Annotated in this window: 15 protein-coding genes; 14 read left to right on the forward strand and 1 reads right to left on the reverse strand. The window is 34.2% G+C overall.

Annotated features, from left to right (window positions below; all coding sequences use genetic code 11):
• Positions 1 to 95: 95 nt before the first annotated feature.
• The 13 genes from ACE1ET_RS17480 to ACE1ET_RS17540 all read left to right on the forward strand — a co-directional run bounded on the left by ACE1ET_RS17480 (position 96) and on the right by ACE1ET_RS17540 (position 12,293).
• Positions 96 to 1,319, forward strand: a complete 1,224-nt coding sequence (locus ACE1ET_RS17480) for a B12-binding domain-containing radical SAM protein (protein WP_375729718.1) — start codon at positions 96 to 98, stop codon at positions 1,317 to 1,319.
• Positions 1,316 to 2,350 (forward strand): TIR domain-containing protein, encoded by a 1,035-nt coding sequence (locus ACE1ET_RS17485; protein ID WP_375729719.1) that lies wholly within the window; start codon positions 1,316 to 1,318, stop codon positions 2,348 to 2,350. Before ACE1ET_RS17480 ends, ACE1ET_RS17485 begins: the two co-directional genes overlap by 4 nt.
• Complete coding sequence (locus ACE1ET_RS17490; RefSeq protein ID WP_375729720.1) at positions 2,350 to 3,468, forward strand: HD domain-containing protein; 1,119 nt, start codon at positions 2,350 to 2,352, stop codon at positions 3,466 to 3,468. The genes ACE1ET_RS17485 and ACE1ET_RS17490 overlap by 1 nt, the downstream gene beginning before the upstream one ends.
• Before the next feature lie 223 nt (positions 3,469 to 3,691).
• Positions 3,692 to 4,129: a RipA family octameric membrane protein gene (locus ACE1ET_RS17495; RefSeq protein ID WP_375729721.1), complete on the forward strand. Its 438-nt coding sequence runs from the start codon at positions 3,692 to 3,694 to the stop codon at positions 4,127 to 4,129.
• Positions 4,130 to 4,345: 216 nt separating this feature from the next.
• Positions 4,346 to 5,173 (forward strand): hypothetical protein, encoded by an 828-nt coding sequence (locus tag ACE1ET_RS17500; protein WP_375729722.1) that lies wholly within the window; start codon positions 4,346 to 4,348, stop codon positions 5,171 to 5,173.
• 102 nt (positions 5,174 to 5,275) lie between these two features.
• On the forward strand, positions 5,276 to 5,869 hold the full coding sequence (locus ACE1ET_RS17505) for a DJ-1/PfpI family protein (protein ID WP_375729723.1): 594 nt from the start codon (positions 5,276 to 5,278) through the stop codon (positions 5,867 to 5,869).
• Between the two features lie 127 nt (positions 5,870 to 5,996).
• Complete coding sequence (locus ACE1ET_RS17510) at positions 5,997 to 6,824, forward strand: alpha/beta hydrolase (protein WP_375729724.1); 828 nt, start codon at positions 5,997 to 5,999, stop codon at positions 6,822 to 6,824.
• Between the two features lie 301 nt (positions 6,825 to 7,125).
• Positions 7,126 to 7,416 carry a hypothetical protein gene (locus ACE1ET_RS17515; protein ID WP_375729725.1) on the forward strand — a complete coding sequence of 97 codons (291 nt, stop codon included), beginning with the start codon at positions 7,126 to 7,128 and terminating at the stop codon, positions 7,414 to 7,416.
• Positions 7,417 to 7,430: 14 nt separating this feature from the next.
• Entirely contained in the window at positions 7,431 to 7,928 is a 498-nt protein-coding gene (locus ACE1ET_RS17520) for an RNA polymerase sigma factor (RefSeq protein ID WP_375729726.1), read from the forward strand.
• The gene (locus ACE1ET_RS17525) at positions 7,928 to 8,659 is read left to right on the forward strand and encodes a hypothetical protein (RefSeq protein ID WP_375729727.1); all 732 of its coding nucleotides are present in this window, start codon (positions 7,928 to 7,930) and stop codon (positions 8,657 to 8,659) included. Before ACE1ET_RS17520 ends, ACE1ET_RS17525 begins: the two co-directional genes overlap by 1 nt.
• A gap of 467 nt (positions 8,660 to 9,126) precedes the next feature.
• On the forward strand, positions 9,127 to 10,248 hold the full coding sequence (locus ACE1ET_RS17530; RefSeq protein WP_375729728.1) for an ATP-binding protein: 1,122 nt from the start codon (positions 9,127 to 9,129) through the stop codon (positions 10,246 to 10,248).
• Between the two features lie 504 nt (positions 10,249 to 10,752).
• Positions 10,753 to 11,172 carry a GNAT family N-acetyltransferase gene (locus tag ACE1ET_RS17535; RefSeq protein ID WP_375729729.1) on the forward strand — a complete coding sequence of 140 codons (420 nt, stop codon included), beginning with the start codon at positions 10,753 to 10,755 and terminating at the stop codon, positions 11,170 to 11,172.
• Positions 11,173 to 11,204: 32 nt separating this feature from the next.
• Positions 11,205 to 12,293, forward strand: a complete 1,089-nt coding sequence (locus ACE1ET_RS17540; protein ID WP_375729730.1) for a serine hydrolase domain-containing protein — start codon at positions 11,205 to 11,207, stop codon at positions 12,291 to 12,293.
• A gap of 217 nt (positions 12,294 to 12,510) precedes the next feature.
• Here the strand turns inward: ACE1ET_RS17540 and ACE1ET_RS17545 are convergent, their stop codons facing one another.
• Positions 12,511 to 13,053, reverse strand: a complete 543-nt coding sequence (locus ACE1ET_RS17545) for an NUDIX domain-containing protein (protein WP_375729731.1) — start codon at positions 13,051 to 13,053, stop codon at positions 12,511 to 12,513.
• A gap of 157 nt (positions 13,054 to 13,210) precedes the next feature.
• Between ACE1ET_RS17545 and pta the strand changes: the two genes are divergently transcribed.
• On the forward strand, positions 13,211 to 14,215 hold the full coding sequence (pta, locus tag ACE1ET_RS17550; protein WP_375729732.1) for a phosphate acetyltransferase: 1,005 nt from the start codon (positions 13,211 to 13,213) through the stop codon (positions 14,213 to 14,215).
• The last annotated feature ends 72 nt before the right edge of the window (positions 14,216 to 14,287 follow it).

The following is a 14,287-nucleotide window of genomic DNA, read 5'->3' on the forward strand; positions in this document are numbered from 1 at the left end:
TCGGTCGGACACTCCGACTCTCGTCTGACCGCCACGACCTCATACCACCACCGTTACCAACAAGGTGAAAAAGATGCAATTGCAAAGTATAACAAATGAAAATAACCTTAATATATCCGTATTATACAGAGAAAATTAGATCTACAAATAGAGTAGAATTTCCTCCACTAGGTTTATTATATATTGCAAGTGTAATAGAATCAATGGGACACCAAATCAATGTAATTCCGATAGAGAACATAAACATTGATTTAAATACATTTGAAACTGTAGACATTATAGGTTATGGTATAACATCCTCTGTCACTTATCCATTATTTCGCGAAATAAATGACAAATTACGAGATAAAGCTGAGTTCTTCATTTCAGGGAATTGTCATACGAACTTTTTCCCAGAAATGGTATTGAATGAACTTAATTTGGATAAAGTATTCGTTGGAGAATCAGAAAATACACTCTATAAATTCATTAAAAATCCCAACCACAAAAAAGAAAAAATAATTGGAGATAAAGTTGATTTGGACAGTATCCCAATGCCAGCAAGACACCTTTTGCCCGACTCACTTATTTACTTAAATAGCCGAGTTGGGGGAAAGTTGAATAATGTTATTAGTATGGTGTCTTCACGTGGCTGTTTAAATGATTGTACTTTCTGTGCCATCTACAATAAAAAATCCATACGTTATAGATCACCTGAGAATTTCGAGAATGAAATTATACAATTAAAAACATATTATCCCAAAGTAACAGGCATTGTTTTATTAGATGAGAATTTCACAATTAGTAATGAACATGTATTGAATATATCCAAGATTCTGAAAAAACATAATCTTCCATTCGAATGTAATTCGAGAGTAGATACTTTAAATGAAGAAAATATAAAGACATTAACAAATAACGAATGTGCAGAGGTTCGAATTGGGTTAGAATCAGGCTCTACCCAACTTTTGAAAAAAATGAATAAGAGAATGACTCTGTCACAAGTTGAACAAGTTTTAAAATTGTGTAAAACTAAAGGATTAGCGGTAAAACTTTACTTAATGCATGGTTTTCCCGGAGAAAATATGCAGACCACAAATGAAACTATAAAATTTATTGAGCAGAATAAAAAAAGTATAAATAGAATTGCGTTATATAGATTCTCTCCTCTTCCAGGTTCAAAAATTTTTAATTCATCAAAAATTAATAAAAGAAGCTGGGAAGATTATACAATTTATATGAATGATTTACATTGGTATGGATCGGAAGAAGACTACAATGAATTAAATTTATCATATTCAAAACTTAGCGAATATTTAAATCAAACTTTTTATAAATGAACCAAAACATAAATATTTTCATAGGCTCATCCGTTGAAGGTCTGGAATTGGCGCATAAAATACAAGAAAAGCTTGACTATGATGGCTACTCTGTTTGGATTTGGGAAGACGTTTATAATCTTTCAACCCAAACATTGGAAAGACTTGAAGAAATTAAAGATCAATATCATTTTGGAATATTTATTCTATCGGCAGATGATTTAGTTATGAAAAGAAATGAAATTCAATGGTCTGCCCGAGATAATGTGCTTCTTGAATTAGGTTTTTTTATGGGATTCATTGGGAGGAAAAGATGTTTTATTGTAATGCCAAGAAATATCGACATAACGATACCATCTGATATTTCTGGCTTAACTCTGGCTACTTATGATCCAAAAAAACAACTTACTAGTGCAATTGGTCCTGCAATAAATAAGATAAGGGAATCAATCAAAGAGCTTTTATTGAATTCTGACCTAAATATGCCAATTCACTATTATAATTTTCGTAATATAGATTCTTATACAGAAGAAATTTCAAAGTCAACAAATAGAATTTTTATTTTATCGCTGAGAACAAGAGGCTTTATCGAAGACCACAAGTCTGATAATGGAGAAAGGTTGCTTAATGCATTGAAGAATGGAACAAAAATTCGAATATTGCTATTTGACCCATATATTGAATTAAAAGATTCCAAATATTTACCAACAAAAACAGGAGAAATTCTATCAATTTTTTCTGGAGACGGAAAATCTCAAGAGTCTTGGCATGAATCTCTAACAAGAACGTTAGATTTTGTAAACTTCATTGAGACCAAAGGGACTGAAATGAAGTATTCTGGCTCAATTGAAGTAAAGTTTCACTGCTCTCCAATAATAACAATGCTTTTTTTCATTGATAACAATTTATATTTTGGACCATATCTATTAAACTCTGACCATATAAAATCTCCGACATTTAAAATCAATTTACAACATCAATTATTTAATAGATATTTGAATCATTTTAATGATCTTTGGAATGAATCAAGATTAACTAGAGAAATCTACTAATGCATTTAAATAGTTTACCATATTATTTTGAAGATGTTTTAAAGGTTGACGAGGTTAAAAGATTAAGCGGTATTAGATTCCACGGAACATTGTCATTTTTTAAAAAAAACAACAACTTTTCAAGTCGTTTAGAACATTCTATTAAAGTTGCTGAATTTGCATATCACATATCAGATAAGCATAATTTTAATAACGATATTACGGATGCATTCATTCTATCTGCATTGTTACACGATATTGGACATTTACCATTTTCTCACATTTTAGAACCTTTATATAGGTCTTCATCGTTGAATTATCACGAAGGAGTCACTAGTTTAATCATAAGGAGATTAATAGCCAAAAATGAACAAATAAGAAAAATATTTAACGATAAAGTATTATCAATTTGCTTATCGCTTTTTAATCATTCAAATGAATATTCAGTTCTTGAAAACTTATTATTTGGTTTTTTATCATTAGATACAATTGAAGGCATTGATAGAGCTTGCAAACCATTAGACAAGGAAGAGTTGACCTATGATCCTTTGAAAATAGTTGACAACATAATAATCGACGGTAATAACATATTAATTTCCAATGAAGCAATTTCAGAAGTTTTAAAATTTAGAGATGTAAAGAAAAATTTATACAATAATTATATTTCTTCAGAAAAAGCAATATCTCTGAGTGCCATGATTATAAAAGCTTCTCAGATAAGTTTGTCAGACAAAAAACTTATTAAAGATTTACCAAAACTTAATGACTTTCAAATTCAAGATATGATGTTAGAAAACGAATTTTCTAGAGAAATAATTGGAATGATTGTTAATAAAAACTTATTCGAAAAATTACCCCAAAATATAGATGAGCTTGAAACTAGCAACGAAAATACCCTAACAGCGTATGTTAATGAATTTGAATACAGATTTAATGAAAATAAGATAGATTCTTTACAATACTGTTTTAATTCTAAATTTTCTGAGAATTTTTTCTTGTTAAGTGACATAGTACCTTTTTTAAAATACTCTAGAATTTTTAAAGAAGAACCAACAATATATATCCCTTCAAATACAAAATCAAGTATGTCATTTGATATCGAAAAATTGAAAGCGCAGGATAGGTTTACATGGTGGTAACATCGTTATCTATTATTTATGATTAGTCTGGAAATTCATTTATCACAATACAAACAAAACACCCAGTTGCTAACACAGTACATATTGCAGGGCGGGGTTCGGTGGTACGCCAACTGCGGATTTTCGCATCGCAGTTCCACGTCCGCCGGCTGGCGGACAGGAACGCTCTTCGAAATCTGCAACGACAATTACAAGTGACCGTTGTACAAAAAATTTAAAAAAGATGGATAAAGATAAATTTCAGATACTTCAACTTCTTGTAGATATATCCGAAAAAGAAAGTGATAGAACATGGAAACGTTATTCTATAATGTTAACGATAAACAGTGCATTAATTTCATTTTTCACTTTTTCAGGAACTGAATTGGACTTGTATGTAAAAATAGCTTTTTGTCTTTTTGGAATATTTTTTTCAGTAATATGGAGATACATAATAATAATCTCAAAATATTATGAAAAAAGATGGCATCTTGACATAGAGGCATTAATAGGAGAGGACGAAATGTTAAATAAATACATAAAAGCTAGACCAGCTAAATCTGCTAGAATACCCAAACCTATAAAGCTTAGTTCTACAGGATTATCAAAACTCATACCAATAGGATTTATCATTTTATGGATTTTATTTATTGCTAATGAAATAGTAAAATTCTGTTTATAACAAAAAATATAGTGCATTTGGCAGATAGTGCTAAAAATGCAGATGGTAGAAATTAATTAATATAATAGTAAATTGAAAGTGTTGAGAATTGTAATGCCAAACGCACCATATTCAAACCGTTACTGGCCATTTTTAAAAACCAATTTGACAGGAAAATGCAACCATAAAAAGGAATATGACATCTTGATTAAAACGAAATCTTAAAACCTACAAATTATGAAACAGTTAATCAAATATTTCTGCTTAGCGAGTATGATTTTGTTTCTTATGTCTTCCTGCGAAAAAGACGATCCTGAAGTGAATCATCTCAATGACAACGATTTCATCAAATCAGAAGTATCAAATGATAATATCATTTCCAATTATAAATACAACGCTATTAGGAAAATTGCCGAAACAGAGGAGATATATTTTTACAACAAATATCTGTACGACAATGATGGCAGACTAACTAGCCGTGAAACCGCTATAGACCCATCAGTGTTATCTTCTTCGTTGCCAACTGAAAAAACAGAATTAATGACCGGGGAAAACAGTTCCATATCGAGTCGCCAAATTTTTAAATATGATGAAAATGGGAGGTTATTGGAAATTGAGAATTATTTTAAAACAGAAGAAGATAAATTTGAGTTACGGTCAAAACAGAGTTTTGAATTTATTGACGGGAAAATTGTAACAAGGAATATACACAATGAAAATGGAGAGATTACACAATTTAATGTTTATGAATATGACGAAAACTGGAACGTAAAAAACGAAAAATATTACAGTTACCTTTCTACTGAAAGCACCCAGCCAAAATTGATAAGTGAAAAATCCTTTAAGTTTGATAATAAGAAGAATCCTTTCAAAATTCTCAATGAACTGGGCAGTCCTGGACTTTTCACAAATTCAAATAATATAATTGAAACAAATCTGATCAGACATGAAGAAGTTCCGGGGTTTGAAAAATATTCAACCAGTACGACATCCTATGAATATAATCAAAATGATTATCCGATTAAGGTCATAACTGAAAACAGTGAATATGAATACAGATATTAAAAACCTCTTCGAAATCCGCTACAACATCTACCAACCGTTAGCGGTAAGATTGAAGAAAACAAAAGAATATAGAAATCAGTGGATTAATCAAGAAAACCAAAAATGAATAAAAAAGTATTATTATTTCTTGCACAAGGATTTGAAGAGTACGAGGCGGGTGTATTCACTGACGTAATTGGCTGGAGTAGAATATTAGGTAATGAGCCAGTGGACATGATTACCACCGGACTTAGACCTGAAATAAAATGCAAATGGAATTTTAATGTTCGTCCTGAAATTGAATTTGACAAAATCAACATCAATGACTATGACGCATTAGCAATACCAGGTGGATTTGAAGATGCTGGTTTTTATGAAGATGCGTTTGATGAACGGTTTTTAAATTTGATACGGGATTTCGATAAAGATGGAAAAATAATCGCAGCTGTTTGTGTAGCAGCAATTCCAATTGGGAAATCAGGAGTTTTGAAAGGTAGAAACGCAACTACTTATGATTTGTCTAACGGATTTAGAAGGAAACAACTTGCAGATTTTGGAGTAAATGTTCAAGACAAGCATGTTGTTGTTGACAAAAACATTATAACGTCGACTGGACCAGCAACCGGACTAGAAGTTTCATTTAAATTATTGGAAATGTTGACTTCTACAAAAAATGTTGATGAGATAAAAAAACATATGAGATTTACAAACAAATGACAAAAAAGCCAGTCTACAACAAATTGTCATATGGGAAGCAGCCACAACGAAATTATTGGAGACACAGAGATTGGAATAGACCAATCAGATAATAAAAACCAGAACACATTAAAAACAGGCATACATTATGAGTACCAAACAGCTATGTTACATTATTTTATTTTTTACCGTATCGTTTTCGTTGAAGGCACAAAATGAGGTGATAAAAATATGGCCAAAGCTGGCACCAGGCACTGAGGGCATGGAGAATAACGAACAATGGAGAGACAAAAGATCCGTGACAAATGTTTATCAGCCCGATCTGACTGTTTTTTTGGCTAATGGGCAAACTGAACTCACACCTGCAGTAATCATATTCCCTGGAGGAGGTTACAATCAGGTTGTTATGGCAAAAGAAGGCTATAAAATTGCAGAATGGCTCAACGAACACGGCATTACAGCTTTTGTTCTTAAATATCGATTAAATCGTGATGCAGCACTAAGGGATGCACAAAGAGCGATGAGTCTGATTCGATCAGATGCTGCAAAATATAATATTGACAGAAATAAGATCGGTGTTATTGGTTTTTCTGCCGGTGCACATCTTGCGGGTAATCTTTCCGCTAATTACCTTACCCGGGCATACTATGACCCGATTGATACAGTATCATCCAGACCTGATTTTATGATAGGAGTCTATAGCAGCTATCAGGGAATTAAATGTCATGAGAATTTCCCTCCAACATTTCTGGTTCATGCAGGAAATGATTTAAAAGCACCAGTGCAGGGATGTGTTGAACTGTATTTAGGTCTACTCGCAAATAAGGTTCCGGCAGAGATGCACATATACGAACATGGTGGACATGGTTTTGCTTTGGAAACAAATAAAGGAGAGGCGATAACAAGTACAGTAATGGATTGGTCAGATCGTTGCATAGAATGGCTTAAATTAAGAGGGATTCTAAAAATGGACTAACTCACGAATGAATTGATTTATTTCAAATTGCCAGAGCCAATGTGCAAATTCCTGCCATAGATTAATATTAACAATAACATCAGTATACAAAACTTTGTAAATTGCGGTTTCTTTAGTATGCGCAGCCCGTATTCACGCCTGATCGTCTTTCGTGCTAATCGAACGGACAATCACGCGAAATCAACTACAGCAATCCAGAATCTAATGTTGCTTCAACTTTGGAAAAAATACTTCGCAGTGTAGTTAATTTGGAATTTAATATACTAACTGATTAAACAGTTAATTTAAAAGAGAATTTCAAATGGAAAATCTAAGTACCAATGAATGGAAAATTTTTAAGGGAGCAGGCTGGTTATTAGGAATTGTGCTCTCAATTGTAAGTGCACTTGTTGTATTCACCTTATCTAAAAATTTGGCTGCTGCTGTTTCAGCGGCTTTACCAATTGGAGTTTTTGCAGGAATTAGTATAGAGCAAAAATTTCAGGGGGAAAATGAGGCAATCAATCCTGCGAAAACTAACATAATGATTGGTTCATTACTACTTGGTTTTATCATTTTCGTTGCACTTTATATTATTCTTCAACTTTTATAACTCGTTTTAACAGCGTGCAGGATCAAAGAGAAATAGAAAATGAATTTGTAGAAAAAATCCATAGGCATCAAGGGATTTTGCATAAGATTTGTTTTGTATATTCAAATTGCAATGCTGATAAAGAAGATTTATATCAGGAAATTGTTTTGCAATTATGGAAGTCATACCCATTATTCCGAAAAGAAGCAAAATTTTCAACCTGGATGTACAGGGTTGCACTAAATACAGCAATCACATTAAATAAAAAAGCTGTCCTCTTTGAAAATACCAAAGCCCTATTGCGTGATGATATGGCTATTGAAGATGTTACTGACTATTCCGAAGACATTAAAATTCTCTATATCGCCATTTCAAAACTGAGCAAGATAGAAAAGGCTGTTATTCTGCTTTGGCTTGAAGAAAAAGGATATAGTGAGATTTCTGAAATCGTTGGGATATCCGAAAAAAACGTAAGCGTAAAATTAGTACGAAGCAAAAAAAAGCTTGCAAAAATCATTAAAAAGCTGTGCTGATGCAAAATTTAGATTTAAGTAAATATCAATTAGCCTGGAAAAATGAAAAATCATTTCAAGCAGAAAAACTTTCTGCCATTGAAATTCAAACGTTTATGAAATCAGCTTCAAAAATTGTGGGTCAATACAAAAGGTCTTTAATTTTTGATATAGTATTAAAAAGCACCTTACTCATTTCATTTATTGCACTAATTTTTCTTCTGAAAAATCAATCAGTTGCCATTTTTACCAATTCATTTTTTATTTCCATAACCACCCTTGGAATAATCTGGCAGGCAAAAGTTTACAAAAAAGTTTATAAAATAAGTCTTGCAAAAGAACGTCTAATAGATCTATTAAGAGCCTATATTGACTTTTACAATGTGCACTATATTAAATCCATATTTGTGAATGCCTTATCAAGCACTTTATTTTTTCTTAGTGGCTCTCTTTTTTATCTCTACTTCAAATACGACCAAATCCCACCTTTTGAAATAGACGATTTTATTGTTTTAACCATGGGAATCATTTTAAGTTATGGTATCAGTGCTTTTGCACAAATACGACAAACCAATTTTAATATTAAGCAATTGGAAGGTTGCCTGGTTGAAATTGAAGAAAATACAAGAAATGAAGCAAGCATTAAAAAATTTAAAACGAACAGGATAAAAAATATAGCCACAATTGGAATTGCATTGATTTTAGGAGTGATATTATTACTCTTTATGTTATACACCTTTATTAACAACTGATAATCAACTGAATACACAATTGCCTTATTAGCAACCTGATGGCGAAGTGTTTCAACTACGGCACTTCACCCAGACAGGTTCAGATATCCATCTACGCTCTCATAATTACCTCCTTTCCACCTTATAAACTAAATAAAGAAACGCATTCATTTTAAGCTGCCGGATTTTTATTATTTTTAATGCTGTAACTGAAAAGCCCCATTGCACTAAGCAAACGCTCTGACTAAAACCCATCATTGAAACCGATGAGTCTTGCAAAAAATATATTACCACATCAATTACAAAAGCTATTAAAACACTACAATTGAACCAGTTAACAAAAATAATTTACAGGGAATATTAATACACATGTGATTTATACAACCGTTATGCGCAAGCATATAAAAAAACAGCATTTCAATACTATAATGACCAATAACCATAAGATTTGGTCATTATAGTATTAAAACCTACTTTTGAAATAAAAAATGTTTACACGGACAATAGAAAATACCATAAAAGAAAAATTCAAAAGTGGTAAAGCTATAATCATAGTTGGCGCAAGACAAGTTGGAAAAACAACTTTATTAAAAAAAATTCTGGCGGATAAAGATTTTTTGTTTCTTGATGCTGATGACCCATCAACAAGAAGCCTGCTTCAAAATCCTACGACAGAACAAATAAGGACATTTCTAGGAAATTACAAATATGTGTTCCTTGACGAAGCTCAACGTATTCCGGGAATTGGGCTAACATTAAAAATAATCACTGACCAATTTAAGGATGTTCAACTATTTGTCAGTGGTTCTTCTTCTTTTAATTTAGGGAATGCTCTAAATGAGCCGTTAACAGGCAGAAAATGGGAATACGAATTATTTCCTGTTTCGTGGGAGGAATACGAAGATAAAATTGGATTAATCAAAGCAGAGCAGCAAATCGAAAACAGATTATTGTATGGGTTTTATCCGGAAGTAATAAATAATCAAGGTAAAGAACGAGAAACTCTAAAAAATCTCGTTACCAGTTATTTATATAGAGATATTCTTGCTTTTTCAGATATCCGAAAACCTGAAGTTCTCGACCAACTACTGCAAGCTTTAGCTTTACAGATGGGAAGTGAGGTTAATTATAATGAATTATCTCAACTCATTGGAGTTAACAAAATTACAGTGCAAAATTACATTGACATTTTAGAAAAAGGCTACATCGTTTTTCGTCTCAATAGCTTTAGCAGAAACTTAAGAAATGAAATTAAGCAAAATCGCAAAATCTACTTTTACGATAACGGCGTTCGAAATATGATTATTGGTGACTTTAAATCGTTAAACCTAAGACTTGACAAAGGAGCTTTATGGGAAAACTTTCTTGTGTCGGAAAGACTAAAACAAAATATCTACAAAGACACATTTGCTAGAATCCATTTTTGGAGAACGCAGCAACAGCAGGAAATCGATTTTGTTGAAGAAAAGGACGGAGAAATCACTGCATTTGAGTTTAAATGGAAAGATAAAAAAACAAAATTTCCTCAAAAATTCTTAGATGCTTACAATGCAAATGGATTTGTAATTGACAGGGATAATTTTAGAGAATTTGTAAAAATAAAGAATTAAATGCCAGGGCATAACAATCGGAATATGTCATTGCCGGTTTTGCTGGTAACTGAGGGTTCATCACCCGCATCTACTTCATCCCTGCTTGACAAGAAATCATCCGCAATCAGCTGCTAATCATACAATTTCATGTTATGTGGCATAAAAAAGACGAGAAATGAGACTCATTAACATTATACTGATTCTTTTCACAATGATTTATCTAAATTAATTGAACCTAATGAAATGAAAATAATTGCCGGACATTGGGTGTCTTTAGTAGGATATTGAAAGGATGAAAAAGGTAAGGTGAATTCCGATATTTTAATTATACATGACCCGGGTAGTGGATTAAATTATACGGCTAATGATTTTGTACAATTAAAGCTGTGTGATAGCGACTTTAAGGCAGATAAAAAGAATTTCAAAAATCACTATGAATTAATGAATTTTGATTGCACAAATGGCGCCGACAATATATTTCTATCTGGAATACTTAGTTTTAAATTAAAAAAATAATTACAAATGATTCAGGTATCAACAGACAAAACAAGACTGGATATTAACAGAATACATCAGTATTTATCCACAGAATCATACTGGGCAAAGAACAGGGACATAGACATTGTTAAACGGTCCGTTGAAAATTCCCTTTGCTTTGGATTATATTCCGATGATCAACAGATTGGATTTGCAAGAGTGGTAACCGATTATGCCGTTTTTGCGTGGATAATGGATGTATTTATCCTAAAAGCTTTCCAGGGAAGAGGATATGGAAAAATGCTGATGCATGCGATAATGACGCATGAGAAACTTCAAAACCTTCAGCGTTGGGGACTCGGAACAGATGATGCACACGGGCTTTATCAACAATTCGGATTTACGTCCTTAAGTAAGCCTCAGAACATGATGGAAATTACACGAAAAATTACAACGAATACTTAAAGCGACACTCAAATCATAGTATAATTCAGCGGATGATGATAGCTAAGAAACCATTTTTAACCGTACTATTCCTCATCCTGGCAACATTTGTTCAGGCTCAGGACGAAAACCATTTTCAGGAACGATTGATAAAACTTGATACTGCATTATGCCAAAGGATCCGGGAAAGTGATGCCGGTGCATCCATCATCATAACGCATAAAAACCAAATCATTTTCGAGAAATATCTGGGCTATGCAAATTTTGAAAAAGAGGAAAAACTTAATTCAGATCATGTGTTGGGTATAGCCTCCATGTCGAAACAATTTTTGGGAATGGCAACCCTAATATTGGCCGAAGAAGGTAAAATTGATCTGGACAGGGAAATTAAGGACTATTTGCCGGATTTACCTGTTGATAACCGTCATATAAAGATCAAGCAGTTGCTATCGCACACCAGCGGCTTACCGGAGCTTACTCAGAGTGATGAATTCATGAGCAAGATCTCTGAGAAGCACACCGTTGAGGAAATAATAAGCATTGGCTTAAAGGGTAAATACAGAAGTGAACCGGGAGAAAAGTACATGTATTGCAATACCGGTTATACCATAATGACTGCCCTAATTGAACAGCAGAGCGGAATGAATTTTTCTGACTTTCTGCACGAGAAGATCTTTGTCCCCCTGGCTATGAACCATACCTACTCATGCGATTATAACCACGATGCCACCAATGCGGTTCAACGGTATTCCCTTGATTCAACCGGATATCACCATGCCAATATAATGCATTTTTCAAACCTTATCGGAGGAGGCGGTATTGTCTCCAATGTCCACGATATGGCACAATGGAATATGGCATTGGTATCAGGACGCAGTTTACCTCCAAATTATACCGACATATGGAAGCCGGTTCTCTTAAATTCCGGCGAATCTACCGGCTATGGATTAGGAATGGGAGTAAGCTCCTACAAAGGCAGAACATTTTATTACCATCCCGGTATGGGAGATGGTATGAATGCCATCAACCTGATATTTCCTTCGGAAGAAATCACCATTACGGTAATTCGAAATGTATTTCCTCCCAGGGTATCTTCCAACGAAATAGCATTACTGGCGGCTGACTTCCTGTTCGAAGATTAAGGATATTGATAATGTTTTACAGATGAACCGGAATAAAAAGAAAGAAAGCTTCCGGGTTCAGGAGAAGCTTTCTTGTTTCAATGTTTTATGAGAATACTATTCTAATCTAGTATTGTACCAAAGGTATAACATCCTGAACCTACAGAAATAAAATTTCTATAACCAGCATTAAATAATCAGCAAACGGGGGAATTTTACAGGTAAACGTGATTTATACTTAGCTTTTATTCAGTATAAGATCCACAACGGCTTTACGCACGGAATCCATACCGAAATCTTCAGGTTTTAGCAATTCCGGTTTAATAAATGCATATTCTGACACGTCATCAGCTGCTTTAATCACAGACAAATCCCTGACCTTAGCCTTAAACACAAGGTCAATGGTATGGACAAACAAACCGGAATACGGATATTTATTGGCAAGTGTAAAACAGAATTCCGGATCGTAAGCCTCCACATTCAACTCTTCTTTAACTTCACGAACCAGAGCATCTTCAGCACGCTCTCCGGGCATAATAAAGCCACCCGGCAAATCCAGTTTACCTTTGAACGGTTCATATGCCCTTTTAGTGACCAACAACTCACCATTATCATTTTGTACAATAACAATCACCGATCCGGAAGCATTAAAGAAATAGATAAACCCGCAACTTTTGCACTTTATGGCAGTATTTTCTTCATGGGGTTCTATCTCTTTCGATCCACACCTAGGACAAAAAGAAAAAAGCTCTATTGGTTCAAGAACAGTATTTTTACTCATGTTTCTGCTTTAATTTGCAACCAATTACAGAAATTTTGTTTTAAACTGCAATTTCATTATTTTTAATAATTCCAAATGTCAAAAATACTTTTAAATTAGCCTTTTTGATACTAATTTTGCAGTCAAAATAACTTCTCTATCACAAACATTTTCTGAAATGGACATTATATCAAAAATCGTTGACAAGGCAAAGGCCAATCCTCAACGGATTGTATTACCCGAAGGGACCGAAGAACGTACGTTAAAAGCAGCAGACATTTTGCTTGGTGATGCAATTGCTGACATCATACTCATCGGCAACCCGGATGAGATTAAATCGCTGGCAAAACAATTTAGCCTTAACAACATTGACAAAGCTACTATTGTTGATCCGGAGAACCATGAAAAAATGCAGGAATATGCAGATTTACTGTTCGAAATTCGTAAAAACAAAGGTGTTACACCGGAACAAGCGCTTGAACTCACAAAAAATCCGTTATATCTTTCCTGTTTAATGATTAAGAACGGGGACGCAGACGGTGAGGTTGCCGGCGCCATGAACGCAACGGGTGATGTACTTCGTCCTGCCTTTCAGCTGGTAAAAACCATGCCGGGTGTAAGTGTGGTTTCTGGTGCATTCCTCATGTTCCTACCGGATAAAAAATGGGGTGACGACGGCCTGCTTATCTTTGCAGATGGCGCTGTTCATCCTGACCCTACAGCGAAAGAACTGGCCGAAATTGCTGTAACAACCGGAAAAACCATGCGTAGTATCGTGGGACTGGAACCAAGGATTGCCATGTTGAGCTTTTCAACAAAAGGATCGGCCAAACACGATATGGTAACCAAAGTGGTAGAAGCAACAGCTATGGCCAAAGAGATGGCACCGGATATGATGATTGACGGTGAACTTCAGGCTGATGCTGCCATCATACCGGCTATTGCCAACAGCAAAGCTCCCGGATCACCCATTGAAGGAAGAGCCAACGTGCTCATCTTCCCTTCACTGAACGTAGGCAATATTGCATATAAACTGGTTCAGAGGTTAGCTAATGCTGAGGCTGTGGGTCCGGTTTTGCAGGGAATGGCAGCTCCGATCAACGACCTTTCACGCGGTTGTTCGGTGGATGATATTGTTAAACTGGTAGCCATTACAGCTAACCAGGCCATGGGAATGAAATAGTTTAAGACATAAGATAAAAGACACAGGAATCAAGCGAGACACAGGTGTCATAAAGAAGCTTTTTCTTACATC

Origin of the sequence: Quyinboa mangrovi (genome assembly GCF_042219825.1) — a bacterium.
Classification (GTDB): Bacteria; Bacteroidota; Bacteroidia; order Bacteroidales; family UBA5342; genus JBHJHP01.

Coding starts and splice junctions, on each gene's coding strand:
- ACE1ET_RS17485 (WP_375729719.1), top strand. CDS start 1,316: ATGAACCAAAACATAAATATTTTCATAGGCTCATCCGTTGAAGGTCTG.
- ACE1ET_RS17505 (WP_375729723.1), top strand. CDS start 5,276: ATGAATAAAAAAGTATTATTATTTCTTGCACAAGGATTTGAAGAGTAC.
- ACE1ET_RS17500 (WP_375729722.1), top strand. CDS start 4,346: ATGAAACAGTTAATCAAATATTTCTGCTTAGCGAGTATGATTTTGTTT.
- ACE1ET_RS17535 (WP_375729729.1), top strand. CDS start 10,753: ATGATTCAGGTATCAACAGACAAAACAAGACTGGATATTAACAGAATA.
- ACE1ET_RS17495 (WP_375729721.1), top strand. CDS start 3,692: ATGGATAAAGATAAATTTCAGATACTTCAACTTCTTGTAGATATATCC.
- ACE1ET_RS17540 (WP_375729730.1), top strand. CDS start 11,205: ATGATGATAGCTAAGAAACCATTTTTAACCGTACTATTCCTCATCCTG.
- ACE1ET_RS17490 (WP_375729720.1), top strand. CDS start 2,350: ATGCATTTAAATAGTTTACCATATTATTTTGAAGATGTTTTAAAGGTT.
- ACE1ET_RS17525 (WP_375729727.1), top strand. CDS start 7,928: ATGCAAAATTTAGATTTAAGTAAATATCAATTAGCCTGGAAAAATGAA.
- ACE1ET_RS17545 (WP_375729731.1), bottom strand. CDS start 13,053: ATGAGTAAAAATACTGTTCTTGAACCAATAGAGCTTTTTTCTTTTTGT.
- ACE1ET_RS17510 (WP_375729724.1), top strand. CDS start 5,997: ATGAGTACCAAACAGCTATGTTACATTATTTTATTTTTTACCGTATCG.
- ACE1ET_RS17515 (WP_375729725.1), top strand. CDS start 7,126: ATGGAAAATCTAAGTACCAATGAATGGAAAATTTTTAAGGGAGCAGGC.
- pta (WP_375729732.1), top strand. CDS start 13,211: ATGGACATTATATCAAAAATCGTTGACAAGGCAAAGGCCAATCCTCAA.
- ACE1ET_RS17480 (WP_375729718.1), top strand. CDS start 96: ATGAAAATAACCTTAATATATCCGTATTATACAGAGAAAATTAGATCT.
- ACE1ET_RS17530 (WP_375729728.1), top strand. CDS start 9,127: ATGTTTACACGGACAATAGAAAATACCATAAAAGAAAAATTCAAAAGT.